This window comes from Alkalicoccus daliensis (assembly GCF_900103955.1).
Classification (GTDB): domain Bacteria; phylum Bacillota; class Bacilli; order Bacillales; family Salisediminibacteriaceae; genus Alkalicoccus; species Alkalicoccus daliensis.
Map to the genome: position 1 here is coordinate 186,240 of NZ_FNIL01000001.1, position 23,969 is coordinate 210,208.

Consider the following 23,969-nt stretch of genomic DNA (forward strand, 5'->3'; position numbering starts at 1 on the left):
ATCGTGTTATTTTAAGAAATTTACAGTTTCAATTGTCTGGAAACATAATTTTAAGGATTATATTTTGTAAAATGTACCAATTAAAAATATCATGTGGTAAAATCGACAAAGATTGAAATTTTGCAGAAGAAGGCGAGTGACATATCAATGAAAAAGACATCAGTCCTGCTTGGAATATCTACAGTATTATTTATGACGGCATGTGGAAATGAAAATAATTCAAATGAAGCTTCTGAGAATGTTCAAAATAACGAAGTAAATAATACAAATGAAGATAATATTAACGGCAGCAATGAAGTGGACAACAGCAGCAATAATAACGCAGAGAACACATCTGAGAATGCTTCCCAGGAAAATGAGGAAAGCAGCAATGACGAAGCAAACGAAAATGCAGAGTCCGAAACCTTGGATGAAAATAACGACAGCAATGAAGAAGAAGAGCCAGCAGAAGCACAGTATGAAATTCGGGATGACAGCTCTATCGGTCCCATAAGCGATGCTGAGGAGAGTGTAGTCCTATTAACAATTGATGATGCGCCGGATAATCATGGGGTAGAAATGGCAGAAGCTTTAAGAGAACTTGATGCAGAAGCGATATTTTTTGTAAATGGCCACTTTATTCAAAGTGAAGAAGGGCAGGAGCAGCTGCAGGAAATATATGACCTGGGATTTGAAATAGGAAATCATACTATGAGTCATCCTAATTTAAGTGAAATTTCTGAAGAAGAAACTTATGAAGAAATAGTAGGTCTAAACGATTTAATAGAGGATATTATCGGCGAACGACCAAGATTTTTCCGTGCGCCTTTTGGAGTCAACTCGGAATATTCCGATCAGATTATGGAAGAGGAAAATATGCAACGGATGAATTGGAGCTATGGCTATGATTATTTTGAAGAATATATGGAAGCTGAAGCTCTTGCTGAAATAATGGTAGAAACAGATCAATTAAGAGATGGAGCAAATTTGCTGATGCATGATCGCTCCTTTACCCTGGAAGCGCTGGAAGATATTGTGGAAGGGTTACGTGATAAGGGTTACGAATTTGTCGATCCCGCGTTAATAGAAGAATAATTCCTAAAAATTAACTTTATTTTAAATTGCACATAATTAACTCTATACTACGAAGTGTTGTCGGCAATAATATAAAGAATCGTAACGAAGTAAATGGTCTTTTTAATTAATAAAGGTACTTTTTTCAACCAACGTGGAAATGGGGCTACTGCAAAACGGTTCAGTCCGAATTGATGAGCCGGAGGGCGGAATCAGCTGAGATCGGCCCGCCTGAAATGTGTCCCCATGGAAACAAAAGCTGTGTGAGGAAGGGATGCTCTTCGGTCTATTTTAACTATATATTATGGTGAAGAACTTATATGATGCAAAGTTTTGTAATTCTAGCAGCCGCATGGGAGAAAGTACCTTCCATGCGGTTTTTTATTAGGTACAAAGCGCTGTTTATCCACAATATATAATTTCTTTTTCGAATTGACAAAAGACGACAAGAAATATAAGAATATTATGTTATTATGATTTTTAACAGGGGATTTACAGATACATCATGATAAACGGTGGTGAAAAGTATGAGGAAATCAGATTTTTTGGATGAATTAAGGCTGGAAATTGGTCTTGCTTATGATTACGCTTTGAACCAACAGGATTTCATAATGCGTATTTTAAAAACTATTCATGCAGTAGCAAAAAAACAAATTACGTTAACAATTCACAGCTATAAAAATAAAAAGCTGGAATTATCCTATGCTTTAGGTATTCGCGGACTTACGAGAGAGCAGGAGCTGCTGGGGCAGGGTTTTCTGTTTGCGGATACAATGAAAATGGTTACTTACGTACAACGCGGGAGAGATCACGTTCTTTATCTTCCTATTTATGATAAAGATAAGCTCTTATACATTATAAGTATTAAATTAATGGATACCGATTATGTAGTTTCTAAACAGGATATTATTTTTGCGCAGGAACTTATTCAGTTTATACAGGCAAAACAGTCCTCTTTTCAAAAATGAAAAGAGGACTGTTTTTTAAAAGTTGAGAAGATGTTTGAATTTTCGTATAATAAAATAAAGGAGGTTGCTGATATGCCTATATACCGTGAGTTATATAATGAGCATGAAAAAGCAGACGTTCAGTTTGTAGGAGTCGATATTGCTGGTGACCGTTATGACTTTTCACTTATTTATACGAGTATGTTTTTTGGGAAAGCATTAGTCATATGCATGCACACGGGACGACAGGTACTTCTTGAATATGAACACCTCGATGATATTTCAAATTTATCAGGTATGCTGCACGTCGATGATGAAGAAGATATGGAAATTTTGGCAGCATTTTTTAAAGAAGCTATGAAACCTTATATTGCGAAACCACCAATAAAAATGTAAATATTAAAGACCTTTGCGCAGAGGATGATTTCCAAACTGTGCAAAGGTCTTTTTTTGTTAGAAATTGTTAGTAATTAAATAGGAGTTAAAAATTCTTCATATTAGTAATTACGCTTTGCTGCATATTAATATAAGAAAAGCGCAGGAAGTAAGCCCTGATATAACGTTTATCTTATAACAAAGCAGGAGAATTACAGGCAGTTATCAAATGATGATTGACCGGCAGTTTATAAAATAGCCTTTCGTTCTTTTATAACACGCAAATTTTTTAATGAAGCATCTTCAGGTCCCTGGACAGGCAGGCCGCTTCTAATATTTTTTTCGATATAATCAAGGTTTTCCTGTTCAATAATTTCACCAGGAATAAAGACTGGAATACCTGGGGGATAAATCATGATAAATTCAGCACTTATTCTTCCTGCTGCTTCAAATAAAGGAATTGTTTCAGTCTCTGCATAGAAAGCATCCCGTGGGGAATATGCGAGCACTGGAATATTAGGGATATCTACATGTACACCATTTTTTATTTGATCATTACCAGGATAAAAGTTTTCACTCATCGCGCTCAGGGCTGCTAAAAGAGTATGAATGGTATCTTCACTGTCACCAAAAGTTATTAAACAAAGAACATTATATAAATCAGATAATTCTACTTCAATGTTTTTATGATCACGGAGCCAGACTTCTGCTTCATATCCAGTTATCATAAGATTTTTAACAGATATGGTGATTTTCGTAGGATCCAGGTCGTATCTCGAATGTTCATTAATGATTTCTTTCCCGGGCGCATGGAGACCTGGGATTTTATTTATATGATTTCTTAAACTGTCAGCCAGGTTCTGGATCCTCTCCAATTCATTACGCCCTTCTGTCGCTAAATAACGTCTCGCAGTATCCAGTGAAGCAAGCAGAATATAGGAGGTGGAAGTAGTAGTTAACATACTGATAACTGTTTGAACTCTTGCAGTGGAGATAAGGCTGCCCTGTACATTTAACACAGAACTTTGAGTTAAAGATCCACCGAGCTTATGTACACTTGTAGCAGCCATATCTGCTCCTGCCTGCATTGCCGAAAGAGGCAGATTATCATGAAAATGAATATGCACTCCATGTGCTTCATCAACTAATACAGGAATACCGGCAGCGTGAGATATCTGCACTATTTTTTTAAGGTCTGCAGCTATTCCAAAATACGTAGGATTAATTACGAGAAGACCTTTTGCTTCAGGATGAGAACGTATTGCACGTTCCACTGCTTCTGCAGTAATCCCGTGAGAGATTCCTAATTCGGAATCCACTTCCGGTGAAATGAAAATGGGCGTTGCACCTGAAAAAATAATAGCTGACATAATAGATTTATGTACATTTCTGGGAACGATTATTTTATCTCCCGGAGCACATACTGTCATTATCATGGTCATGATAGCACCACTGGTACCCTGCACAGAAAAAAAAGTAGCTTCAGCTCCAAAGGCTTCAGCGGCAAAATTTTGCGCCTCCTGGATCATACCGTGAGGGTGATGGAGATCATCAAGCGGGGCAATATTAATAAGATCAATTCCAAGAGCATTCTCTCCCAGAAACTCTCTGAAGTCCGGGTCCATTCCTCTGCCTTTTTTATGGCCGGGGATATGAAAGGGAAGGGTATTTTTTTCTTTATGCTTTAACAGCCCCTCAAACAAAGGAGCACGTTTTTGGTCGTAACTATACACGCAGATGTGCCTCCATTTCGCTTTTAAAAATACTTAGGTTTTGATAGAATACAAATAGTTTTATAAAAGAACAAAAGAAAGTATAGCAGAAACATAATTAAAAGAACAGATATTTCAATCAGGAGGTCTCCAATGTCGAAAGATATATATTTTCCTATTTCGATGAATTGGTCGAAGGAAGAAGTAATTGATATAGTAAATTTTTTTGAAGCAGTAAATAAAGCTTATGGTAAGGGTGTGGATCGTGCAGTTTTGTTGACTCTTTACAATCACTTTAAAAAAATCGTACCCTCAAAATCCGAAGAAAAGCAGCACTTTAAAGAATATCAGGAACAGACTGGTCAGTCACCCTATCATGTGGTGAAAAAAGCAAAAGAAATGGAAGATGGAAATATTCTTAGAATGTAAAAATTCCAACTATGCAGTTCTTTAAAAGTGTCAAATTGTTTAATTGTCTGATTTGACGGAATATGCGTATTGACTATTTTGAAAAAAGTTATGTTTAAATCAAGTATTAACGCTGCTGTACCTATGGAGAGGCTTACCAATTAGTTGAGAATGGCTGGTGAACAGTACAAGCTGGTGTGAAGCCAGACAGGATCTTGACATCCAGGTAAGAAGCTCTTTGTTTTACCTGGCTTGGTGCGCGGGCATCTGCATATTATTAGGAAAGCTGAGCAGAAGGATTTCTCCGCGACAGGTGTGCTTTGCTCATCACGCCATCAGGGGATAACAGATACAATGATTAAGGAAAATATTATTTTTCAGTATAAAAGGCTGCTCCCTATAAGAGGGGCCCAGCCTTTTAGAATAATTTGAGTCAATTTCATAATATAAATAAATACGGACGATTTTGTTTAATAAGAGGTTCCTGTCTACATACCGGTGTTTCCAGCAGTAGAAGAAGCAGCTTAATCGTTGGATCTTTAAACTTTGCTCCTCCATCAGGACTCACATTTTTTCTTTGGATCAATCAGGTAGATCGAAAAATTTGAGTCTGCTTGTAAAACGAAAGTTAGTACTCTGAGAAATAAAGTGAAAAATTCAGGTTATCCATATCCCTGCCATGGCCGTAATTAATATTAAACAGTTTGTTCATAAAGTTTTATGCTGCGATTATACAGAGGAAGCAATGTGTTAAAAGTAGCTTCGATTTCTTTTAGAAGTGCTTCTCCGTCCTGCAGTAAAGGATCGTCAGCATCGATAGTTTTTCCGCAAAGCAGTTCGGCTTTTTTAATATTTCCCAGTCTTTCCAGCATTCCCTGCAACTCAGATCTTGTTACATCCTTATGAGATATAGTGTCAGGTTTTGTATGGTCGATACTCCACACAAAAGAATCTGGAATAGTCTGCTCGATATCTTCAATATTGTTTAAAAAGTCAGCAGACAGTTCATTTTTAACAGGGGACTCATAAATAACTGCAAACCATATAAATAAATGAGAACCAAACATCCCAATTTGGAAATGAGGGAGTTTCTTGTATCCTCTATTATTATTGCAAAATGCCACCCAGGTGTCCTTCGGAGGATTAACCTTTCTTCTTGCATGCTTTGCAACATGATAATACATTTCATCATTTGTTTTTTCTGAAAGAAAAGTTTTAAAATATTCTCCCAGCGTTTCTAACTTAGGCCGAATTGTCTTTTTTAATTCGTGCATCCTTTCATCCAGTCCTTCTACTGCAAAAACATCAAAGTCCTTTTGATCAAATCCGTGAAAGCTCATAACAACACCCACCTTAAAAGAATAATCATATTGTAGCAAAGCAAATTATATAAATAAAATAAAGAGGTTTAAAAGTTCTCGAATTGTGGAAATTTAAAAATAAGAAATATAATAGTTGCAAAATTCCGATAAATAAACTAACCTTAGTATAACCCAATTACATTTGCTCTTTCTTTCCACTATTTTTTAAAAAAATATCCGATCATTATCGGAGAAAAAAGGGGTGCGAATCATGGAGAAGGTCATTCAAACGTTAAAGAGAAAAGATGGGGAGCGTCGTATCCCTGTACTAAAACTGGAAATTGATTACGAGCTTCAGACACTTTTTGACGCAATGCAGGAGAATGAAAGCAGCCAGATTGAAATGAGTAAAGTTCGGCTGGAGGAACTCCGGGAAGAATGGCTTCGTCTAGAAGCTTAGTGCCCGAACTTAACGAATTTTAAACGCATTTAATAATATTTTCATACATTCCAGGCATTGTAAAAGTATTTCTTTGCCCTTCATGAATTTCATGAAGGGATTTTTACGGGATTTTTTATGACCTTCTCCCGGAAAGAACTTGTAAAAGGGCTTATTTTATTTGCCTCCACAGCTGCGATTATGATATAAGTGTATACATTACAATAATCGAAGCGAAGGATGTGAAAGCAGGAATGAATATACATGAATTAAAAGATACAGCTGTGAGATATGTGGAAGAAGCAGGTATTTATATAAAGGAAGAAATGAAAAAATCTTATCATATTGATACAAAAGCGAATAAAAATGATCTCGTAACAGATGTAGATAAAAATGTAGAGCTTTTATTTAAAGAAAAAATAGAACATGATTTCCCTGAGCACCGGTTAATGGGGGAAGAGGGATCTTTTGAGGATATAAAAGATCTGGATGGAATAGTCTGGATATTGGATCCAATAGACGGAACGATGAATTTTGTACATATGAGCACGAATTTTGCTGTCTCGGTTGGAATTTTTGAAAACGGCAAACCATTAATAGGTATCATTCTGGATGTAATGAACGGTGAACTCTTTGTATCCTTAACAGGGGAAGGTGCTTATTTGAATGATAAGAAACTTCCTTTACTTGAAGAAAAACCTTTGGATGAAGCGATTGTTAGTTTTAACACTGGGTGGGTGCTAAAAGATGAAAAGCTTCAGCATATTGTGAAACAGGTACGAGGAACGCGGTCTTTTGGTTCAGCTGCACTAGAGCTTGCTTATGTAGCGGCTGGTCGTCTGGATGCTTATATCAGTATGAATTTAGCTCCATGGGACGTTGCGGGAGGCTATGCACTGCTGCAGGAAGTTGGAGGAATCGCTACTAATTACGAAGGCAATAAGTTAAGTTTTCTTGATAAGGATACTTTATTTGCTGCAAACCCTTATATTTATAGAGAAATTGATGCTCAACTTAAATAATCAAAAAAAGATCGCCTGGAATCCATAAAGGAGCAGGCGATCTTTTATTTTGACTGATGAAAGAAGAAATTTTACTGAAAAATTTCAAAACAGCTGATTATGATTCATTGATGCTGGTGGCATATAATTTATGCTTTCTTCGGAAACCGATAAAAAGACTTCCTCCAAGCAGCAAAAGTGATACAAAAAGTATAGTCAAACTAAGCTGCGCTAACGCTACACCTAATCCCATCATTCCAACAGTACCTAAAACTGCAAGCATAAAGAAAATTATATCGAAAGATTTCATAAATGCGCTCCTCCTTTTTCTACTTACAGTTTACTCGAAGTAATTAGTTTTGAAAAGGTTTTAAGATAATGAATACTATGTGACAATCAGCATAATTGCTATAGGTTCAATACTAAGATGTGCTATAGTAGGTGAGTGATAAAAAAGAGTTTATAGGAGTGTGTAAAATTAATGATATTAACTGCTAACAATGATGTCGTTGCTCCCGATATGACACCCATTGCAGAATTTTTAGGAGCAAATGATCCTGAGAATTTCCTTACAGCTTTCTGGATATTATATATACTTATTAATGTATTAAGTATTATTGTATTTAACCTGGGGTTTGCACGCAAATTACCACTGCTAAAAAATATCGTGATTTATGCAGCAATGCTGTTTGGGAATATGTTTATTACTTTTTTGGCTTTTACTCTTCCTATAATAGAGTCACTATTTTTAGCGGCATTAGTTCTGGGAATATATAAACTGCAGCTGAGGCGTCATAAACAATTAGCCTCGGAAGAAGAATAGTAAAAAACGCTAAAAGGACTGGACCATTTAATGGTCCAGTCCTTTTAGCGTTTTTATAAAGTAAGGAATTTTGTATATTTATGATTTGATGAGTAAGGGTTCTCAACGGCTTTCCGGCGGAAGCCTTGCCGTGAGGCTGATCTTCAGCTACTTGCAATGCCTGCCGGTATTACAAAGGTTCTACAGACTGCGCTTGTGTTTGAAGCGCTGTATAAAATCTAATCCTCTTTTTCTCAGCTGCAGTCGCAGAAAGTCGACTCCGGGAGGGTTTAGAACGATTTGAAGATCGCCTGGGCTGGTTAGCTGAGAAAGTTCCCACCGGAACGCGTACCTTCGAAGGCAAAGTATAAAAGCGTATGCTTATACAAAATAATAACTTTTAAATATAGTCATCTTTTTCTTCTTCGGTATGGTGCTTTCTAAAAGAACCGGTTTTTAATCTTTCTTCAGTACGATGACCAATTCTCTCTCGACACCCTTCACACATATAAGTATGAATAGGCCTGTTCCGTAATTTTTTCGCTATTGGTAAATTTGATGAAATAGTTTCAATTTTATCACATAGTACGCATTTCACTCTCATGGAGTATCACCTGCTTTTATTATAAGGTATCGGATTCAGTATAACATGGTCCAAGCTTTTATGAAGAAAAATGATTGTAAAATATAAATTTAATGGAGAAGGAAAATTGTCGTTTTTGTCGAATAATATTTATTAAGCTCACAAACTGGGGAGCGGATTTTCCAAAGGAGGAAGATAAATAATGGGAAACCGGGTAGAGATTTCATTAACAGAAGATTTACTTTCTACTTTACAGGAAGAACATTACGTAACGATAGCTACGGTAGATGCTGAAACAGGGGCACCAACAGTGAATGCTATTTCCTGGATTTATGCTAAGGACAAGCAGACAGTTCGTTTTGCAATCGACTGTCGTTCACAAATTATAAAAAATATTAAAGAAGAACCGCTCGTCAGCATGACTGTGATAGCTGAAGGTTCTACTTATTCTTTATCAGGAAGAGCTAAAATCACTGCTGAACTTATTGAAGACGTTCCATTAAAATTATCTATGATTGATTTGAAAGTCAGTGAAGTAAAAGATGTAATGTTTTATGGAGCGAGACTCACAGCAGAACCAAAATTCGAAAAAACCTACGATGAAGAGGCAGCTGCAAAATTAGATAAACAGGTAATGAACGCTTTGATGAAATAAGATTTAATAATATTTTATTATATATCGTGCAATAAGTTTTTCTGGGGATACATTATAAGAAAATAAGTATGACTTAACAGCAGCAGTAAAGGGGTCAGGGAATGGAAATTTTTACCTTTTTTCTTGAGAGGAATTTACTAAAGAAATCAGGTTGTGGATGCATGAATTAATTTGGAGGGATTCCTATGATCAAAACTTACATTCTTGATACGAATGTTTTACTGCATGACCCTCTATCAATATACTCTTTTGCAGATAATAAAGTTGTTATACCAGCTGTAGTACTCGAAGAAATAGATACCAAAAAAAGATTGACTGATGAGATCGGCAGAAATGCCAGAGAGGTAGCACGTCTGCTGGATAAACTAAGAGAACAGGGCAAACTGCATGAAGGGGTAGAAATGCCGAACAAAGGACAGATGGTGGTGGAACTTAACCATAGATCTCATGAACAGCTTGAAAAGCATGGGCTTGAAAAGACAAATGATAACCGCATACTTGCGATTGCATTGAATTTAAAAGAAGAAGCCTCTGATCCGAGAAGTGTTGTCCTTATCACAAAGGATGCGCTGTTAAGAGTAAAAGCCGATGCACTCGGCTTACCTGCTGAAGACTTTTTATCAGATCATGTCAGTCAATTTGATCATATTTATAAAGGATACAGTGAAAGCTGGATCGAAAGTGACACAATGGACCGGCTGTTTGAAAATCGCAGTTTAAGTTTAAAAGAAGCCGGCATTAAAGAAACTTTTCCTCATCATTTTTATATTTTTAGAGATACGGTGAATCAATCCCGTTCAGCTTTGGCAATGGCAGACGAGAGTATGCAGAAATTAGAATTATTCTTAGGTGAATCTGAAGGCATATGGGGGATACGCCCACGCAATGTACAGCAAAGAATGGCTATGGAACTGTTGACCAGAAAAGATATACCTCTGGTCACTTTAGTAGGGAAAGCTGGAACAGGAAAGACGCTGCTGGCGCTGGCATGTGGAATGTACCTTACGGAAGATAAACAGCTGTTTAAAAAACTGCTTGTTACCAGGCCCGTTGTACCTGTCGGGAAAGATATCGGTTATCTTCCTGGGGAAAAAGACGAAAAACTCAGGCCGTGGATGCAGCCTATTTATGATAATTTAGAGTTTTTGTTCAATACAAAGAAAGATACAGAATTAGAAGATATTCTCGCTGGTATGTCTTCTGTACAGGTGGAGGCTTTAACTTATATAAGGGGAAGAAGCATTCCAGATCAGTTTATTATCATTGATGAAGCTCAAAATCTGACAAAACATGAAGTGAAGACGATTATTACCAGGGTGGGAGAAGGAAGTAAAGTCGTACTTATGGGAGATCCTAAACAAATTGATCACCCATATTTAGATGAATATACGAATGGGCTGTCCTATGTTATAGAAAGAATGAAACATCTTACGATTTCGGGACATATGAAATTTGAAAAGGGTGAACGGTCCGGTCTCGCACAACTGGCAGCTGATTTACTTTAAAGTCGACTCGCACGCTTTTGGAAAAAGCAAGGAAGAGGAGCCGGCAGCAAGTGCGGCCATCCAGATATTTTTTCTTCAGCAGGCCGAACTCCCTTACAATATTATCATCTCAATAATGAGTATTAACAGACCTGAAAACCTAAAAAGGCTTCGCAGAAATTTCATTGCTGCAAGCCTTTTTATTTATTAAAAATTCAATTTATAAAATGGTAAAACCTGTAACCCCTGTAATTGGCGAATATCTATTTGAGCCATCTGCCATATATAAGTGAATTGGACCATTTTCTTTAAGCGGAGCTCCTTTATGGGAAAATGCTGCAATCGCAGTTTTCACCTTATCCAGGGGAAGAATTACTTCCTGATTATTAATTCTCTGCACTATTACTCTTTCTGCATGTGACTCAGGTTCTGCATTCACAATAAATGGGGTAAGATGTATCCCTAATGACTTTTCAGTGAGGTCTTTTTTGCTGATGGTGACTTTGTTACCATTGGTTTGGGGGTTAACGCCTTTTCGTTGTTCGTCAAAAGCTCGCCCCATTGCAGCGAAGTCTTTTTCTTCAATGCTTTTTTCTTCTTCATCGAATACTTTATCCATATCCACCCTGCGCTCATCAAATATCCACACACCTGGGTCAATCATGATAGGATGTTTTACAGCTCCTGTGATTTTCACAATCATTTCATCCAAGTAAATCACTTCCTTTCTATCAATAGTATAATAGTGAATGGAATAGAAGTCACCCATACATCTTCAGTTGCAATTTTTTAGCATAACCGATAAGATAAGAATAAATCATGAATCGTGATATTTGCTCGATCCGTGATCGTTTTGAAATAGAGGAGGGATTCGCGTGTCCACTGAAATCCTGCCCGAACAATGTGAAAAAGCCTATGCCCTTCTAAAAGAGGACGCTGAAAAGATAGTCAAGCTCATTGAAGTTCAAATGAAGAACTTAACGATGCCGCAGTGTCCACTCTATGAAGAGGTATTAGATACGCAAATGTTCGGTTTGTCACGTGAAATTGATTTTGCGATTCGCCTGAACCTCGTCTCCGATGACGAAGGTAAAATGCTTTTGACACAGCTGGAACAGCAATTGTCTGCACTGCATGAAGCGACGATGCGGGCCAGGGAAAATAATGCTTAGTTATATAAGCGGATAAAGAAGGTTCCTTTTTATTAAGGGAATCTTCTTTTTTTGGAGAGAGATAACAACATTAAGTTCATCAAATGTCCACAAAAGCAGCACTTTCTTTGAAAATATTTGGTTTACTGTGTTTGGAGAATTTGAAAAAAGGAAATAGATATAACTGCATGAATTATTTCTTAAGATATAGGAGTGAATACACAATGGCACACAAGCAGACAACTGAAATATTAAACCGGCATGTTGCAAACTGGAACATTATGTTTGTAAAACTGCATAATTATCATTGGAATGTAAAAGGATCAAATTTCTTTACCCTTCATAATAAGTTTGAAGAACTTTATAATGAAGCAGCTGAGCATATTGATGAACTTGCAGAACGCCTTCTGTCATTAAAAGGTAAACCTGTAGCCTCTATGAAGGTTTTCCTGGAGACTACTACTATTAGCGAAGCCAGTGGGGAAAAGACGGACGTTGAAATGGTAAGAGCACTGGTAGAAGATTTTGAAACTTTTTCAAATGAGCTAAAAGAAGATATTGAAACACTTGAAGGAGATGCTGATGATGAGGATACTGCAGATATGCTTGTCTCGATTCGTCAATCAGTAGTAAAACACAATTGGATGCTGAGATCATTTCTTGGGCACTAAATTATAGAATCACCTAGTAATTAATAAAAAGAGCTGAGATACTTCTCAGCTCTTTTTATTACGAAATGTTATTTGTTTGCTGTTTCATTCAATTGAATATTTTTTGGGAAAAAAAAGATAGAATTTAAAAGAATGAAACCGGACTATTTTTCAGCTCTGGAAGCTAATAAACTCATATAACTGATGGTTGCAAAGAGAAGACTTACGATAATGGCATGTGCCATTGTTGCATATAAGGTGAAACCTGTGAAAATTACTACTGCACCGCTGATTACCTGAGCGGTGATAAAAATCATACTTAAAGAACCGCTGTACAACAAAGGCTTGTTTGAAACCTGTGTTTTTAACATTTGGATAAACATAATAAGAATGCTAATGAATAATAGTCCGGCAGCTACCCTGTGACCAAATTGAATTGCTGTTCTTCCTTCAAGCGAAGGAATCACTGCTCCATTACAGAGAGGCCAGCCCGCACATGCTCCGCCCGCACCGGAATGTTTTACGAACGCCCCGGTATAAACTACTGCATACATGTAGATAAGATTGAAGAATATTAGATTTTTAAAATTCCTGTTTAGAACGGGACGAGTCAAACTAACAGCTTTTCCATCTTCAAATGCAAGTATTGTTAATAGTACAACACTGGCAAAGGAAATGAGAGAAAAACCAAAGTGCAGCGCCATAATTGCATCGGATTGTCCCCAAACAACTGCAGCTGCCCCTAACAAGCCCTGTAGTACAATAAATAGAACTGCTATAAAAGCGAAGAATTTAGTTTCACGTAAATGCCCGATAGAAATCCAGCTCCATATAGCATGAACTACTACCATAATTCCGAGAACTCCGGAAACCAGCCTGTGTGTATATTCAATTAATGTTTCAATCGTAGGGTTTTCAGGGATCAGCTGGCCATAGCAAAGAGGCCATTCCGCCCCACAGGCATCACCGGATCCGGTCTGGGTAACAAGTGCTCCCTGGATCAATACCAGCAGCATGCCTAAAGAAGTAAGAATGCCGTAAAATTTAAGGAGTCGATGCATAAATTCACCGTCTTTCTGGATATAAATAGTTAATTTAAAATAAAAGAGTTTAACAAAATATATAAGTTACTATAATAGTATAAAACTGATAATAATCATGCGTTAAAAAATGAGGCTAAACCTATATTAGTATAATTGATTTAGTTCTATCTGCAAACTTAATTACTATCTCATAATATAGCAAATATAATAGGAAGAAACGAATTTCACATAATTGTCACAAAGAACACCTGAAAATACTTACAAATAAAAAAGGTGATGAAAAACTATGGTCCTTCCTTTATAATGTGTATGAACGGTGCAAACTGTCATCTTTTTTGTTATGCATAATTTTTCAAAGAAAATTTTAGTGCAGTTATCTGTACTTCCATAACTCTGTGAAAAGTAATTTATTAGTCTGATATTATTCTTAATTGCTAATATGCATAGCGAATTTAGGTGGCCGAAACAGGGGGTGAACGAATATTGAGTAAACTAAATGCAATGTCTTCAGCGGAGACAGTAGCAAATGTACGGGAAGTCGAAGATTCAGCCGTAACGTGGAGAGACTACGTAACTATTTCGAAAACTGGAATTGTTATGTCCAACTTGATTACAACGTTCGCAGGGCTGTATCTGGCAACACACTATACTGGTACTACACTTGTGGCGAATGCGTGGATTGCTTTCATGGCGCTATTAGGTTCAGCATTAATTATTGCCGGAGCCAGTGCATTAAACAATTTCATTGATAGAGATATTGACCATCTTATGGAACGCACGAAAGAGAGACCTACTGTCAATGGAAGACTCACTGGTAAACAGACACTTACATATGGACTTGCTGTCTCCATTGCCGGGACCGCTGCTCTTGCCGTTGCTTCTTTAATGGCTGCATTAATTGGTGTAATTGGTCTGATTATTTATGTGGTACTGTATACGATGTGGACGAAACGTACTACTACGCTGAATACAATTGTTGGCAGTTTTTCCGGAGCTGTGCCGCCTTTAATTGGATGGGCCGCAATTGACCCAGGTCTTCATCCTTACGCCTGGTCCTTGTTCCTGATAATGTTTATTTGGCAGCCGCCTCACTTTCTAGCTCTTGCAATGCGCAGAGCTGATGAATACAAAGCAGCAGGAATTCCTATGCTGCCGGTAGTGGCAGGCTTTGCTTTAACAAAGCGCCAAATTATCTGGTATATTGCAGCTTTAATACCTGTATCTCTGCTTGTTGCAGATTTCGGATTTATTTATACAGCAGCCGCTGTAATTCTTGGCGGGGGCTGGTTGATTTATGGAATCCGTGGTCTAAAGACAAAAGATGATATGAAATGGGCAACGGGTATGTTCATTTACTCCCTGAATTATTTAACAATTATGTTTGTACTGATGGTACTTGTACACATGTTCTAAAAAATGAAAACAGAAAGCGGGGTTTACGACGCGATGAGGCACATTTTGCGATTGCTTCCATTTTCGCTGATTCTGCTTTTAGCAGGGTGCGGTATGGAAAACCTAACGGCATTGGATCCTCGGGGTCCAGTTGCAGAAATGCAGATGTCTTTGATTCAACTATCCTTATACATCATGATTTTTGTAATAGTAATCGTTTTTACTATTTACATTTTCGTATTGATCCGCTTCCGTGAGCGGCCGGGAGATACACATATCCCGAAACAGGTCCATGGAAACCGTGCACTTGAATTTATATGGACTACCATTCCTATTCTGTTACTCCTTTTATTGGCTATTCCTAACGTTATGGATACGTTTACACTAGCTGATACAGGTGTGCCGGAAGAGGGAGTAGACGAAGCGCTGCTGGATGAAGATGAAGCAGTAGAGGATTATCTTGTAGTTCAGGCTACTGGACATCAGTTCTGGTGGGAATTTGAATATCCCGATTTAGGGATAAATGCAGGCCAGGATCTTTATATACCTACGGACACTAGAATTGTCGTGGAACTTGAAGCAAGTGATGTAATTCACTCTTTCTGGATTCCTTCATTAGCTGGTAAGCAGGACAATATTCCGGGTATCACTAACGATTTATGGTTCGAAGCTCCGGAAGAAGGAATATATGCAGGTAAATGTACAGAACTTTGTGGACCATCACATTGGCTGATGGATTTTAAAGTTGTGGCTGTAGATCCTGAAACTTTCGCAGTATGGGCTGAAAATATGGCAGAGCCAGACGAAGAGCTTACTGAACCTTCCGGAGAAGTTGCTGTCGAAGGTAGAGAAGTCTTTGAGAATAACTGTATCGGCTGTCATGCTGTGGGTGATGAAGGAAGTCCTACCGGACCTAACTTTACCAACTTTGGTGAGCGTACAGTAATTGCAGGATTCCTTGAATATAATGAAGATAATCTTCATGACTGGATCCGCGATCCTGAATCTTTGAAGCCGGGAAATGACATGCCTGCTTTCGATGAGAATACAATCTCAGAAGATGAAATGGATTCACTAATTGAATATATAAATGACTTACGAGTACTTGAATAAAGTCTTGATAAAGGGAGGTATTTTTCTGTGTCTAACAGTGCCGCTTCGTCAAAAAGCGTAATCTGGGACTGGATAACAACAGTAGACCATAAGAAAATCGGTATTTTATATTTCTTAACCGGACTTTTCTTCTTTGCTGTTGCTGGGTTGGAAGCAATTCTAATGCGTATCCAGCTTATGTTCCCGGAAATGTCTTTTTTAGGCGAACAAACATATAATGAAATACTTACAATGCATGGTACAATGATGCTTTTCTTTGCAGCCATGCCGATATTCTTCGGTTTCATGAACTTTATTATTCCACTTCAAATCGGAGCGCGGGATGTAGCTTTTCCCTTTTTGAATAACCTTGGTTATTGGCTGTTCCTGTTTGGTGGTATCATATTAAATGTGAGCTGGTTTACTGGTGGAGCACCTGATGCTGGTTGGACTGCTTACGCACCGCTTTCTTCTAATTCTCCAGGACATGGTGTGGATTTCTATGTAATGGGGCTGCAGGTCAGTGGTATAGGAACATTAATGTCGGGTATTAACTTTCTCGTTACAGTTATAAACATGAGAGCACCAGGTATGAGTATGATGAGAATGCCACTATTTACATGGAGTTCTTTCGTAACATCTATGTTAATTCTTTTTGCATTCCCTGCTCTTACAATCGGACTTTTACTTCTTATGCTGGACCGGATCTTCGGAGGGGCTTTCTTTGATGTAGGTCTTGGAGGAAACGTAGTTATCTGGCAGCATTTATTCTGGATTTTTGGACATCCGGAAGTTTACATTCTTATTCTGCCTGCTTTTGGTATCTTTTCTGAAGTTATACCAACCTTTGCTAAAAAGCGTCTCTTTGGATATACAGCGATGGTGTTTGCAACACTTATCATTGGTTTCCTTGGATTCATGGTATGGGCACACCACATGTTTACAGTTGGTATGGGACCAGTGGCAAACGCAGTCTTTGCTGTAGCAACAATGGCTATTGCGGTACCTACAGGTATTAAAATATTCAACTGGCTGCTGACATTATGGGGCGGGCGTATCCGCTTTACAGTGGCTAATCTGTTCGCATTAGCTTTCATTCCATCCTTTGTTATGGGTGGGGTAACAGGTGTAATGCTTGCCACAAGTGCGGCAAACTATCAGTTTCATGATACTTACTTTGTTGTCGCTCACTTCCATTACGTAATTATTGGTGGATCTGTATTTGGTATTTTTGCAGGTGTCTTCTACTGGTGGCCGAAAATGTTCGGTTATCGTTTGAGCGAAGCCTGGGGCAAATGGTTCTTCTGGTTATTCTTAATCGGGTTCCACTTAACTTTCTTTGTCCAGCACTTCCTCGGCTTAATGGGGATGCCGCGCCGAATCGCTTCTTACCTTGACGGACAGGATTTAAATGACCTGAACTTCATTAGTACAATGGGAGCTTTCTTAATGGGTATTGCTTTCATTCTTCTCGTTATCAATGTATTTATATCTCGTAAAAATACAACAAATGTTAACGATCCTTGGGATGGTAGAACTCTTGAGTGGTCCATTCCATCGCCGGTGCCTCATTATAACTTTGCACAGACACCGTTAGTGCGGGAGTTGGATGGACTTTGGTTTGAAAAAATGAATGGTGATGGACGTATGAAAGCAGCTGAACCACTCGATGAAATTCATATGCCGAACGGCTCGATCTTACCGTTTTTCATCGCATTAGGTCTTTCTATTGCAAGTTTCGGGGTTATCTTCACATCCTGGATTGTAATTATAGTTGGCCTGCTGGTAACTTTTGCTGCAATGTTTATACGATCTATTAAAGAGGATCATGGCTATCATGTTCCTGTATCAGAAATTAAAGCGGATCAGGAGGTGGAGAAATAATGGCGCAAAATGAAGCGATTACCCCACAGATTCTCCCGCCAAATCCCGAAAAAGCTACGCTTGAAGGCAGAAATAAGTATTTAGCTTTTTGGTTTTTTCTAGGAGGAGAAACAGTTTTATTTGGTTCTTTATTCGGAACCTACCTTGGTCTGAGAAGCAGTACTGAGGGAGGTCCTGGACCGGCAGACTTATTCCACCTGGATCTCGTATTTATTATGACAATGATACTTCTTACAAGTAGTTTAACCAGTGTATTTGCAGTTATTAACATGAAGCGGGGCAATTTTAAAATGCTGCTCGTGTGGATGTGGGCTACTGTTATATTAGGGCTGGGATTCTTAGGATTCGAAATTTATGAGTTCTATGAGTATGCTCATCAAGGTTTAGGGTATGGAGTAAGTGCTTTTGCTTCTTCCTTCTATACACTTGTAGGAACTCACGGTGCCCACGTAACATTTGGTGTGCTCTGGATAACTACACTCCTAATTCGTTACCGAAAGAGTGGAATTACACTGACCAACGCACCGAAGTTTTACACTGCCGTACTTTACTGGCACTTCATTGATGTAGTATGGGTATTTATTTTTACGGTAGTTTATTTACTCGGAGTAGGAGGTTGATGGAATGGCTCATGTAGATCCCAGTGCTCCTTTAGAAGGGAAAGCCTCTAAAGAGACAGAACGTAAATTAAAAAGAGAATCCCGTACGCAGATTGTATCTTTCGTATTTATGGTTTTTATCACTACAACTGCATTTTTAACAGTAGCAAGTGATGTTATTCCATCTGGATTTGCAATCCCGTTTATCCTACTTCTAGCAAGTGTCCAGGTAATTATGCAGCTATATTATTTTATGCATATGAATGCCAAAGGTACAGGATGGGTAAATGCATTAATATGGGGCGGACTTTTCGTTGCGGCTATGACCGTGGCGGCACTGATGCTTCTTATAGGAATAACAAAGTATTAATGTGTACTTAAAAAGGAGGTACGCCGGTATCGCCGGCGTACCTCCTTTTATGTAACCCGTCAACTCTAATTATAAAAAATCTAAAGGTGTGAGGGGCGGAATAATGGCAACATTTTTACCTTTTGTCAGTACAGTGTTTATCGCTATCAGTGGCTTATTTGTGGCGATAGGATGGGTGCTCGTTGCTAGGCGTAAAATCGAAGCCCATAAAAAAGTAATGTACTGGGCAGCAATCCTTGCTGTTGTTTTCTTTATTACTTACTTATCCAAGACAATATTCATCGGCTCCACTTCTTTTGGGGGACCGGATGATATAAGGCTGTATTATACTATTTTCCTGCTGTTTCATATTACTATGGCTTCGTTAGCAGCAGTTTTAGGGATAATTTCTTTAACAACAGGCTATAAAAATAATTTAAAACTCCATCGCAAGCTGGGTCCATTTACTTCTGTGGTATGGTTTATTTCTGCTACCACGGGCATCGCCGTATACTTGCTGCTTTATGTAATATATGAGCCTGGAGAAACCACACAGCTTTTTGACGCTATACTGAATTTAATATTGTTTATTTAGGTTTTACCATAGTTTGGTGTCGCTAATAAAAAGGTAAGTCTGCGGGTCTTTTTCTTCATTATTTGCTTTAGAAAAGTTCGCCATAGACTATTTTCTGCTTTGTTTTTACAAGCTAAGAACGAAGCTAAAACCAGCGGATGCCTGTGGTGGGGAGAACATTGCACTGTTCTGCCAACAGTCGTCTGCACCCAGGCCGTGATGATGAATTCAGGATCAATACGTCGGAAAAGAAGCAGAATCTGCAGCACAAGCAGATAACTGCATGAAAATGTGGAGAACTCCTTCTTCATATAAATAAAAAGAGCTTTCCCTTTTAAAATTGGGAAAGCTCTTTTTTATGGGATGTGCTCTGATCCAGTCATTTTTAAACTTTAAAGTTTATTTTTATAATACCCGCCTCACGTGCACTTGTAAATAAAATTACAAGAAGCGGACCGAGTACAAATCCTATCGCCCCAAAGAGCATCAGACCGATATACAGGGAGATTAAAGTGGCTAAAGGAGATAGTCCAATATGATGCCCCATAACCTTAGGTTCCACTGTCCGGCGAATAGTTAATAGTATACCAGCAAGAATAAATAACTGAACAGCAACGGCAGAATCCCCGGCTAACAGCTGATAACCGGCCCATGGTGCAAGTATAGCAATGGAACCAATAATGGGAATGAAATCTATTAGCCATATAACAATCGACATAATTAACGCAACTTCAGGCGCAATGATAAGCAGCCCGATAAAAGTAACCACAAAAATAATTATACTCACTAAAAACTGTGCTTTAAAAAACCCGAATATTACAATGGAAAGCCGCGAAGCCATAAACTGAACTTTTTCAGCAGTTTCAGGTTTCATATAAGAAAAAGCTTTATGTTTTAAGCGTGGAAGATCAGTTAAAAATAAATATAATGCAATCAGATATACAAGCAAAGAAACTATATAGGAGGGGATGCGGATAATAATGGCTGTTACCCAGCCTATTAGATTCATTTCCTGAAGATCTGACCTCCAGTTTGTTAACAAAGTGGTTACTTCGGTATCTATTGTGTCTACGATATCTTCAGATAAATGGTCAAACTGTCCTCTCAAATTATCAAGCATAGACATCCATGCTAAATTAATTTCATTTATCATAATAGGCAGATTTTCTATAAAGGAATTTATTTGAATAAGTGCTCTGGTCATTATGAAGTAAACTACTAAAGAAAGCAGAGCCACGAAGATTATAAAAACAATAAATACTGAGATGTTTCGCGTTAGTTTAGTTCTCGACACTAAGGCTTTTACAGCAGGTGAGAGGAACAGAGCTGTTAAAAAAGCCAGTATCAAAGGCACAGAAACTGGCAGAATAAAATAAAGAATTAACAGGGTCAGGATGATTCCTATACCTGTCAATAAGTAGCGTTTCAGTTGAGGAGACAAAGCCAGACCCCTTTCTATGTAATTTAACTATTTTAAAAAATATGTATTTTGAAGATAAGTGTAAAAAAACTTTCGATCTATACAGAAGTATCTCCAGTAAAGATCGAAAGCCTTTAGAAACTGTTTATCAAACAGAATCTTCTTTTACTTGATTACGAATCAGATCTAATTTTTTAATACACTTTTCAATGATTCGTTCAGGAAAGACTTCATCATACTCTACACCATGAGGATAATAGTGTTTGCCCAGATAAGGTTCCATCATACGGACTTTTGCACTTTCTTTTGGGATCTCTCCCTCATGAACATGCCCGGGAACCCGTAAATAATAGACATCTTCCTTAACATTATCGACAATTTTAAAATCATATGTTACTCTTTCGTAATCCCACTGGATGTCAAAACCAGCATTCTTCATTGTTTCATCTAAATCTCCGAAATTAATAATCTTACCATTAAACTCTGACTGATCTAATTTCATTATGTCCCTCCTACAAGCAATGTAACCTTACCTCTTACAATGATATTATGAAATCGTCACCGTTGCAACGTAGACGGCAATATTTTTAAAATAAGTTCACATAATATCGGTACTTTCTTGAAAAGCTCTTTCCGTGCTATACTAAAAATGGAGGTGTGGTCCCCATGATGACGATGACTGATGTATCCCTTGCGCATGCAGCGCAGGATTTAAGTGAACATATTTCAGACTCGCAAGTTTTTAAAACATATATAGAAACAAAAACTATCGTGCAGAATAATGCCGAAGCACAGGAAAAGATCAAACATTTTCAAAATTTGAAAATAAAATATGAAGAAGTACAGCGGTTTGGGAAATACCATCCTGATTTTAGAACAATTACAGCTGAAGTACGGGAATATAAAAGACAATTAGATACAGACCCTTTAATTGCAGCTTTTAAGACAGCAGAAAAGGAATTACATGAACTTTTAAGTGAGATCAGTTTACTAATTGCAAATCAGGTATCACCAAATATAAAAGTCCCTACCGGCAATCCATTTTTTGATGCACAGTCTTCCTGCAGCGGCGGTTGTGGGTCAGGAGGAAGCTGCGGTTGCGGATAATTAGGAGTGAATGAATATGGTCACGGAAAGAGTAGGATTAGCTGTGTATATTCAATCGTTGAAGCAGGTGAAACAGCTGAAACGTTTTGGGCACGTTCATTATGCTTCGAAAAAGATGAAATATGTAATCTTATATTGTGATTTAGATAAATCAGAAGATGTAATGAATAAGCTGCAGCGATTGTCTTTTGTCAAAAAGGTTTCTCTTTCGATGCGTCCTTGGATTAAAACAGAATATCAGGGATTAGTACCCGACAGGGAGAAAAAAGATGATTATAAAATGGGTTTATAGAAAGCTGGCCCAATAAGATGAGCAGTCTTATTGGGCTTTTTCTTATTCCATCAGCTCTGTTAAAGCCTGGTGTAATTAGGAGGAAGGAGAGTACTCCTTAAGGATGAGCACAGGTTGAGAATCCATTTTGGCCGACATTCTTTTCGTCAAAATTAGCGGGAACAAGCCCTTGGGTAAGCCTTTCCGAAAGTGAAGCAGTATTATTACTACTTTTTTGTAAAACTTTTATTTCAAGGCAGCCATTTCATTAAATACTGTAGGTGAAGCAGATGCGTATTATAAGCGGTACAAAAAAAGGCATGGCAGTGAAAGCGGTGCCTGGTAAAACCACCAGGCCCACGACCGATAAAGTAAGAGAGTCTCTTTTTCATATAATAGGCCCTTATTTTGAGGGGGGAGAAATGCTGGATTTATATGGAGGTAGCGGAGTAGTGGGACTGGAAGCAATATCCCGGGGGTTCTCTAAAGTTGTATTTGTAGATAAGGATCCTAAAGCTGTAAAGATAATTAATGAAAACGTAGAGGCTTTAGGATTTAGATTACAGACAGAAGTTTACAGAAACGATGCCGGCCGGGCTTTGAAAGCAGTAGTGCGTAAGGAGAAGAAGTTTGACTTTATTTTTCTTGATCCACCTTATGAAAAACAAAAAATTAATCTAGAACTCGATTTAATAGATGAGGCAGCGCTTCTGAAAAAAAACGGAATTATTGTTGCAGAACATAAAAAAGAAATAGAACTGAATGATTCTTTTAAAAATTTCAGTCTTTGGAGAAGTGAAGTATACGGTATCACTAAGATGTCTATATTTAAGGGGAGGTACATTTAGATGACAACTGCTATGATGCCCGGAAGCTTTGACCCTGTTACAAATGGCCATATTGATATAATGGAACGCGGTGCTGGAATGTTTGATAAAGTTATAGTAGCAGTACTTCATAACTGCCGAAAAAAACCTTTGTTTACCCTGGAAGAAAAAATACATTTCCTAAAAGAAGGAACTTCACACATAGAAAATATAGAAATTGCTTCTTTTGACGGTTTATTAATTGATTTTGCAATTGAAAAAGAAGCATCAGTTCTCTTAAAAGGACTCCGCTCCATCACAGATTACGATTACGAGGCGCCGATGGCAGTAATGAATAAAAGAATAGCTGCGGATATTGAAACGGTATTTTTACACACGAATCCTGAATTTGCTTCACTCAGTTCCTCTCTTGTAAAGGAAGTAGCTAAATTCAATGCTCTTCCTGCAGGTTTAGTACCGGGGCTGGTGGAAGAGGCTTTAAAAGATAAGTTCAAATAAATCATATTCTGAAACAATACTCCGCAAGCACAGAAGATTTTGCTTGCATGCTTAAAAAGGAAATAAAGAACTTTGTAACTAACATGACGGGGAGAGTTATTTTTCTGCCGGGTGGTGTAGCATAGTCCTCACAGCCAGCCTGAAAGAGTCTGATTCTCTGAGCATTCTTTAATGAATGAAAACAGCTGTTATTTTACAAAGTTATGTAATATTATCATTTTCGGTGCATGAAACACCTCTATAATTAATCTGATAAATTCTTCAAAAATTAAAAAATACCTTTTATAAAACTCAGTGCTGTCTTTAGCAAAATAAAAGGTGTAATATTAGCAAGTTATTAATAAATATTGTA

29 protein-coding genes are annotated in these 23,969 nt (G+C 37.8%); 21 read left to right on the plus strand and 8 right to left on the minus strand.

The annotated features are described in order from the left end of the window. The first annotated feature begins 147 nt into the window (after positions 1 to 147). The 3 genes from BLP92_RS00970 (at position 148) to BLP92_RS00980 (ending at position 2,396) form a co-directional block, all read left to right on the plus strand. On the plus strand, positions 148 to 1,074 hold the full coding sequence (locus BLP92_RS00970; protein ID WP_090839695.1) for a polysaccharide deacetylase family protein: 927 nt from the start codon (positions 148 to 150) through the stop codon (positions 1,072 to 1,074). Positions 1,075 to 1,580: 506 nt separating this feature from the next. After that, positions 1,581 to 2,021, plus strand: a complete 441-nt coding sequence (locus BLP92_RS00975) for a hypothetical protein (RefSeq protein ID WP_090839697.1) — start codon at positions 1,581 to 1,583, stop codon at positions 2,019 to 2,021. A gap of 72 nt (positions 2,022 to 2,093) precedes the next feature. Next, positions 2,094 to 2,396 (plus strand): SAV0927 family protein, encoded by a 303-nt coding sequence (locus tag BLP92_RS00980; RefSeq protein ID WP_175444139.1) that lies wholly within the window; start codon positions 2,094 to 2,096, stop codon positions 2,394 to 2,396. 227 nt (positions 2,397 to 2,623) lie between these two features. Here the strand turns inward: BLP92_RS00980 and BLP92_RS00985 are convergent, their stop codons facing one another. Then, positions 2,624 to 4,108, minus strand: a complete 1,485-nt coding sequence (locus tag BLP92_RS00985) for an aminotransferase class I/II-fold pyridoxal phosphate-dependent enzyme (RefSeq protein WP_090839701.1) — start codon at positions 4,106 to 4,108, stop codon at positions 2,624 to 2,626. A gap of 132 nt (positions 4,109 to 4,240) precedes the next feature. Here BLP92_RS00985 and BLP92_RS00990 point away from each other — a divergent pair, with 132 nt between their 5' ends. Continuing rightward, complete coding sequence (locus BLP92_RS00990) at positions 4,241 to 4,516, plus strand: UPF0223 family protein (protein WP_090839703.1); 276 nt, start codon at positions 4,241 to 4,243, stop codon at positions 4,514 to 4,516. Positions 4,517 to 5,190: 674 nt separating this feature from the next. Here the strand turns inward: BLP92_RS00990 and BLP92_RS00995 are convergent. Next, the gene (locus BLP92_RS00995; RefSeq protein WP_090839705.1) at positions 5,191 to 5,835 is read right to left on the minus strand and encodes a DUF1054 domain-containing protein; all 645 of its coding nucleotides are present in this window, start codon (positions 5,833 to 5,835) and stop codon (positions 5,191 to 5,193) included. A 232-nt stretch (positions 5,836 to 6,067) separates the two neighbouring features. Here BLP92_RS00995 and BLP92_RS01000 point away from each other — a divergent pair, with 232 nt between their 5' ends. Together BLP92_RS01000 and BLP92_RS01005 are read left to right on the plus strand one after the other, a co-directional pair. Beyond that, entirely contained in the window at positions 6,068 to 6,256 is a 189-nt protein-coding gene (locus BLP92_RS01000) for a hypothetical protein (protein WP_090839707.1), read from the plus strand. Positions 6,257 to 6,489: 233 nt separating this feature from the next. Then, on the plus strand, positions 6,490 to 7,257 hold the full coding sequence (locus BLP92_RS01005) for an inositol monophosphatase family protein (RefSeq protein WP_090839708.1): 768 nt from the start codon (positions 6,490 to 6,492) through the stop codon (positions 7,255 to 7,257). A 97-nt stretch (positions 7,258 to 7,354) separates the two neighbouring features. Here BLP92_RS01005 and BLP92_RS01010 read toward each other — a convergent pair whose 3' ends face one another. Further along, positions 7,355 to 7,546 (minus strand): DUF5325 family protein, encoded by a 192-nt coding sequence (locus BLP92_RS01010; protein WP_090839710.1) that lies wholly within the window; start codon positions 7,544 to 7,546, stop codon positions 7,355 to 7,357. A gap of 210 nt (positions 7,547 to 7,756) precedes the next feature. Here BLP92_RS01010 and BLP92_RS01015 point away from each other — a divergent pair, with 210 nt between their 5' ends. Beyond that, positions 7,757 to 8,059, plus strand: a complete 303-nt coding sequence (locus BLP92_RS01015) for a YlaH-like family protein (protein ID WP_425284409.1) — start codon at positions 7,757 to 7,759, stop codon at positions 8,057 to 8,059. Positions 8,060 to 8,438: 379 nt separating this feature from the next. On the opposite strand, the gene BLP92_RS01020 is transcribed toward BLP92_RS01015, so the two are convergent. Next, complete coding sequence (locus BLP92_RS01020) at positions 8,439 to 8,642, minus strand: YlaI family protein (protein ID WP_090839714.1); 204 nt, start codon at positions 8,640 to 8,642, stop codon at positions 8,439 to 8,441. A gap of 181 nt (positions 8,643 to 8,823) precedes the next feature. Between BLP92_RS01020 and BLP92_RS01025 the strand changes: the two genes are divergently transcribed. Together BLP92_RS01025 and BLP92_RS01030 are read left to right on the plus strand one after the other, a co-directional pair. After that, positions 8,824 to 9,276, plus strand: a complete 453-nt coding sequence (locus BLP92_RS01025) for a pyridoxamine 5'-phosphate oxidase family protein (protein ID WP_090839716.1) — start codon at positions 8,824 to 8,826, stop codon at positions 9,274 to 9,276. 185 nt (positions 9,277 to 9,461) lie between these two features. After that, complete coding sequence (locus BLP92_RS01030; protein WP_090839718.1) at positions 9,462 to 10,781, plus strand: PhoH family protein; 1,320 nt, start codon at positions 9,462 to 9,464, stop codon at positions 10,779 to 10,781. 199 nt (positions 10,782 to 10,980) lie between these two features. Here the strand turns inward: BLP92_RS01030 and BLP92_RS01035 are convergent, their stop codons facing one another. Then, complete coding sequence (locus BLP92_RS01035) at positions 10,981 to 11,472, minus strand: hypothetical protein (RefSeq protein WP_090839720.1); 492 nt, start codon at positions 11,470 to 11,472, stop codon at positions 10,981 to 10,983. A 163-nt stretch (positions 11,473 to 11,635) separates the two neighbouring features. On the opposite strand from BLP92_RS01035, the gene BLP92_RS01040 reads away from it, so the two are divergent. Together BLP92_RS01040 and BLP92_RS01045 are read left to right on the plus strand one after the other, a co-directional pair. Further along, positions 11,636 to 11,932, plus strand: a complete 297-nt coding sequence (locus BLP92_RS01040; protein ID WP_090839722.1) for an Fpa/YlaN family protein — start codon at positions 11,636 to 11,638, stop codon at positions 11,930 to 11,932. Positions 11,933 to 12,135: 203 nt separating this feature from the next. Further along, positions 12,136 to 12,582 carry a Dps family protein gene (locus BLP92_RS01045; protein WP_090839724.1) on the plus strand — a complete coding sequence of 149 codons (447 nt, stop codon included), beginning with the start codon at positions 12,136 to 12,138 and terminating at the stop codon, positions 12,580 to 12,582. 143 nt (positions 12,583 to 12,725) lie between these two features. Here the strand turns inward: BLP92_RS01045 and BLP92_RS01050 are convergent, their stop codons facing one another. Beyond that, positions 12,726 to 13,622, minus strand: a complete 897-nt coding sequence (locus tag BLP92_RS01050; protein ID WP_090839725.1) for a COX15/CtaA family protein — start codon at positions 13,620 to 13,622, stop codon at positions 12,726 to 12,728. A 483-nt stretch (positions 13,623 to 14,105) separates the two neighbouring features. Between BLP92_RS01050 and cyoE the strand changes: the two genes are divergently transcribed. From cyoE to BLP92_RS01080, 6 genes are all read left to right on the plus strand, one after another. Continuing rightward, positions 14,106 to 15,017: a heme o synthase gene (cyoE, locus tag BLP92_RS01055; RefSeq protein ID WP_090841033.1), complete on the plus strand. Its 912-nt coding sequence runs from the start codon at positions 14,106 to 14,108 to the stop codon at positions 15,015 to 15,017. 33 nt (positions 15,018 to 15,050) lie between these two features. Continuing rightward, positions 15,051 to 16,109: a cytochrome c oxidase subunit II gene (gene coxB, locus BLP92_RS01060; RefSeq protein ID WP_090839727.1), complete on the plus strand. Its 1,059-nt coding sequence runs from the start codon at positions 15,051 to 15,053 to the stop codon at positions 16,107 to 16,109. Positions 16,110 to 16,136: 27 nt separating this feature from the next. After that, entirely contained in the window at positions 16,137 to 17,972 is a 1,836-nt protein-coding gene (ctaD, locus tag BLP92_RS01065; RefSeq protein ID WP_090839729.1) for a cytochrome c oxidase subunit I, read from the plus strand. Further along, on the plus strand, positions 17,972 to 18,592 hold the full coding sequence (locus BLP92_RS01070; protein ID WP_090839731.1) for a cytochrome (ubi)quinol oxidase subunit III: 621 nt from the start codon (positions 17,972 to 17,974) through the stop codon (positions 18,590 to 18,592). Before ctaD ends, BLP92_RS01070 begins: the two co-directional genes overlap by 1 nt. Before the next feature lie 4 nt (positions 18,593 to 18,596). Beyond that, positions 18,597 to 18,941: a cytochrome C oxidase subunit IV family protein gene (locus BLP92_RS01075; protein WP_090839733.1), complete on the plus strand. Its 345-nt coding sequence runs from the start codon at positions 18,597 to 18,599 to the stop codon at positions 18,939 to 18,941. Between the two features lie 103 nt (positions 18,942 to 19,044). Then, positions 19,045 to 19,515: a DUF420 domain-containing protein gene (locus tag BLP92_RS01080; protein ID WP_090839735.1), complete on the plus strand. Its 471-nt coding sequence runs from the start codon at positions 19,045 to 19,047 to the stop codon at positions 19,513 to 19,515. Between the two features lie 364 nt (positions 19,516 to 19,879). On the opposite strand, the gene ytvI is transcribed toward BLP92_RS01080, so the two are convergent. Both ytvI and BLP92_RS01090 read right to left on the minus strand, forming a co-directional pair. Continuing rightward, entirely contained in the window at positions 19,880 to 20,935 is a 1,056-nt protein-coding gene (ytvI, locus tag BLP92_RS01085; protein WP_342028356.1) for a sporulation integral membrane protein YtvI, read from the minus strand. 127 nt (positions 20,936 to 21,062) lie between these two features. Next, a complete protein-coding gene (locus tag BLP92_RS01090; protein ID WP_090839739.1) occupies positions 21,063 to 21,416 on the minus strand; it encodes a YugN family protein in 354 nt (117 codons plus the stop codon). A gap of 164 nt (positions 21,417 to 21,580) precedes the next feature. Here BLP92_RS01090 and BLP92_RS01095 point away from each other — a divergent pair, with 164 nt between their 5' ends. From BLP92_RS01095 to coaD, 4 genes are all read left to right on the plus strand, one after another. Next, positions 21,581 to 22,021: a YlbF/YmcA family competence regulator gene (locus BLP92_RS01095; protein ID WP_090839741.1), complete on the plus strand. Its 441-nt coding sequence runs from the start codon at positions 21,581 to 21,583 to the stop codon at positions 22,019 to 22,021. 16 nt (positions 22,022 to 22,037) lie between these two features. Then, a complete protein-coding gene (locus BLP92_RS01100) occupies positions 22,038 to 22,313 on the plus strand; it encodes a YlbG family protein (protein WP_090839743.1) in 276 nt (91 codons plus the stop codon). A 269-nt stretch (positions 22,314 to 22,582) separates the two neighbouring features. Then, entirely contained in the window at positions 22,583 to 23,140 is a 558-nt protein-coding gene (gene rsmD, locus BLP92_RS01105; RefSeq protein WP_090839745.1) for a 16S rRNA (guanine(966)-N(2))-methyltransferase RsmD, read from the plus strand. Next, complete coding sequence (coaD, locus tag BLP92_RS01110; RefSeq protein ID WP_090839748.1) at positions 23,141 to 23,617, plus strand: pantetheine-phosphate adenylyltransferase; 477 nt, start codon at positions 23,141 to 23,143, stop codon at positions 23,615 to 23,617. Positions 23,618 to 23,969 lie beyond the last annotated feature (352 nt).

What these genes read in the sequence shown, in the direction of transcription:
- BLP92_RS01015 (WP_425284409.1), top strand. Translation starts at nt 7,757, where the DNA reads ATGACACCCATTGCAGAATTTTTAGGAGCAAATGATCCTGAGAATTTC.
- BLP92_RS01020 (WP_090839714.1), bottom strand. Translation starts at nt 8,642, where the DNA reads ATGAGAGTGAAATGCGTACTATGTGATAAAATTGAAACTATTTCATCA.
- BLP92_RS01070 (WP_090839731.1), top strand. Translation starts at nt 17,972, where the DNA reads ATGGCGCAAAATGAAGCGATTACCCCACAGATTCTCCCGCCAAATCCC.
- BLP92_RS00970 (WP_090839695.1), top strand. Translation starts at nt 148, where the DNA reads ATGAAAAAGACATCAGTCCTGCTTGGAATATCTACAGTATTATTTATG.
- BLP92_RS01100 (WP_090839743.1), top strand. Translation starts at nt 22,038, where the DNA reads ATGGTCACGGAAAGAGTAGGATTAGCTGTGTATATTCAATCGTTGAAG.
- BLP92_RS01095 (WP_090839741.1), top strand. Translation starts at nt 21,581, where the DNA reads ATGATGACGATGACTGATGTATCCCTTGCGCATGCAGCGCAGGATTTA.
- BLP92_RS01045 (WP_090839724.1), top strand. Translation starts at nt 12,136, where the DNA reads ATGGCACACAAGCAGACAACTGAAATATTAAACCGGCATGTTGCAAAC.
- BLP92_RS00990 (WP_090839703.1), top strand. Translation starts at nt 4,241, where the DNA reads ATGTCGAAAGATATATATTTTCCTATTTCGATGAATTGGTCGAAGGAA.
- BLP92_RS01000 (WP_090839707.1), top strand. Translation starts at nt 6,068, where the DNA reads ATGGAGAAGGTCATTCAAACGTTAAAGAGAAAAGATGGGGAGCGTCGT.
- BLP92_RS01080 (WP_090839735.1), top strand. Translation starts at nt 19,045, where the DNA reads ATGGCAACATTTTTACCTTTTGTCAGTACAGTGTTTATCGCTATCAGT.
- BLP92_RS01010 (WP_090839710.1), bottom strand. Translation starts at nt 7,546, where the DNA reads ATGAAATCTTTCGATATAATTTTCTTTATGCTTGCAGTTTTAGGTACT.
- BLP92_RS00975 (WP_090839697.1), top strand. Translation starts at nt 1,581, where the DNA reads ATGAGGAAATCAGATTTTTTGGATGAATTAAGGCTGGAAATTGGTCTT.
- BLP92_RS00995 (WP_090839705.1), bottom strand. Translation starts at nt 5,835, where the DNA reads ATGAGCTTTCACGGATTTGATCAAAAGGACTTTGATGTTTTTGCAGTA.
- BLP92_RS01005 (WP_090839708.1), top strand. Translation starts at nt 6,490, where the DNA reads ATGAATATACATGAATTAAAAGATACAGCTGTGAGATATGTGGAAGAA.
- BLP92_RS01075 (WP_090839733.1), top strand. Translation starts at nt 18,597, where the DNA reads ATGGCTCATGTAGATCCCAGTGCTCCTTTAGAAGGGAAAGCCTCTAAA.
- coaD (WP_090839748.1), top strand. Translation starts at nt 23,141, where the DNA reads ATGACAACTGCTATGATGCCCGGAAGCTTTGACCCTGTTACAAATGGC.
- rsmD (WP_090839745.1), top strand. Translation starts at nt 22,583, where the DNA reads ATGCGTATTATAAGCGGTACAAAAAAAGGCATGGCAGTGAAAGCGGTG.
- BLP92_RS00980 (WP_175444139.1), top strand. Translation starts at nt 2,094, where the DNA reads ATGCCTATATACCGTGAGTTATATAATGAGCATGAAAAAGCAGACGTT.
- BLP92_RS01090 (WP_090839739.1), bottom strand. Translation starts at nt 21,416, where the DNA reads ATGAAATTAGATCAGTCAGAGTTTAATGGTAAGATTATTAATTTCGGA.
- coxB (WP_090839727.1), top strand. Translation starts at nt 15,051, where the DNA reads ATGAGGCACATTTTGCGATTGCTTCCATTTTCGCTGATTCTGCTTTTA.
- BLP92_RS01025 (WP_090839716.1), top strand. Translation starts at nt 8,824, where the DNA reads ATGGGAAACCGGGTAGAGATTTCATTAACAGAAGATTTACTTTCTACT.
- BLP92_RS01050 (WP_090839725.1), bottom strand. Translation starts at nt 13,622, where the DNA reads ATGCATCGACTCCTTAAATTTTACGGCATTCTTACTTCTTTAGGCATG.
- cyoE (WP_090841033.1), top strand. Translation starts at nt 14,106, where the DNA reads ATGTCTTCAGCGGAGACAGTAGCAAATGTACGGGAAGTCGAAGATTCA.
- BLP92_RS01030 (WP_090839718.1), top strand. Translation starts at nt 9,462, where the DNA reads ATGATCAAAACTTACATTCTTGATACGAATGTTTTACTGCATGACCCT.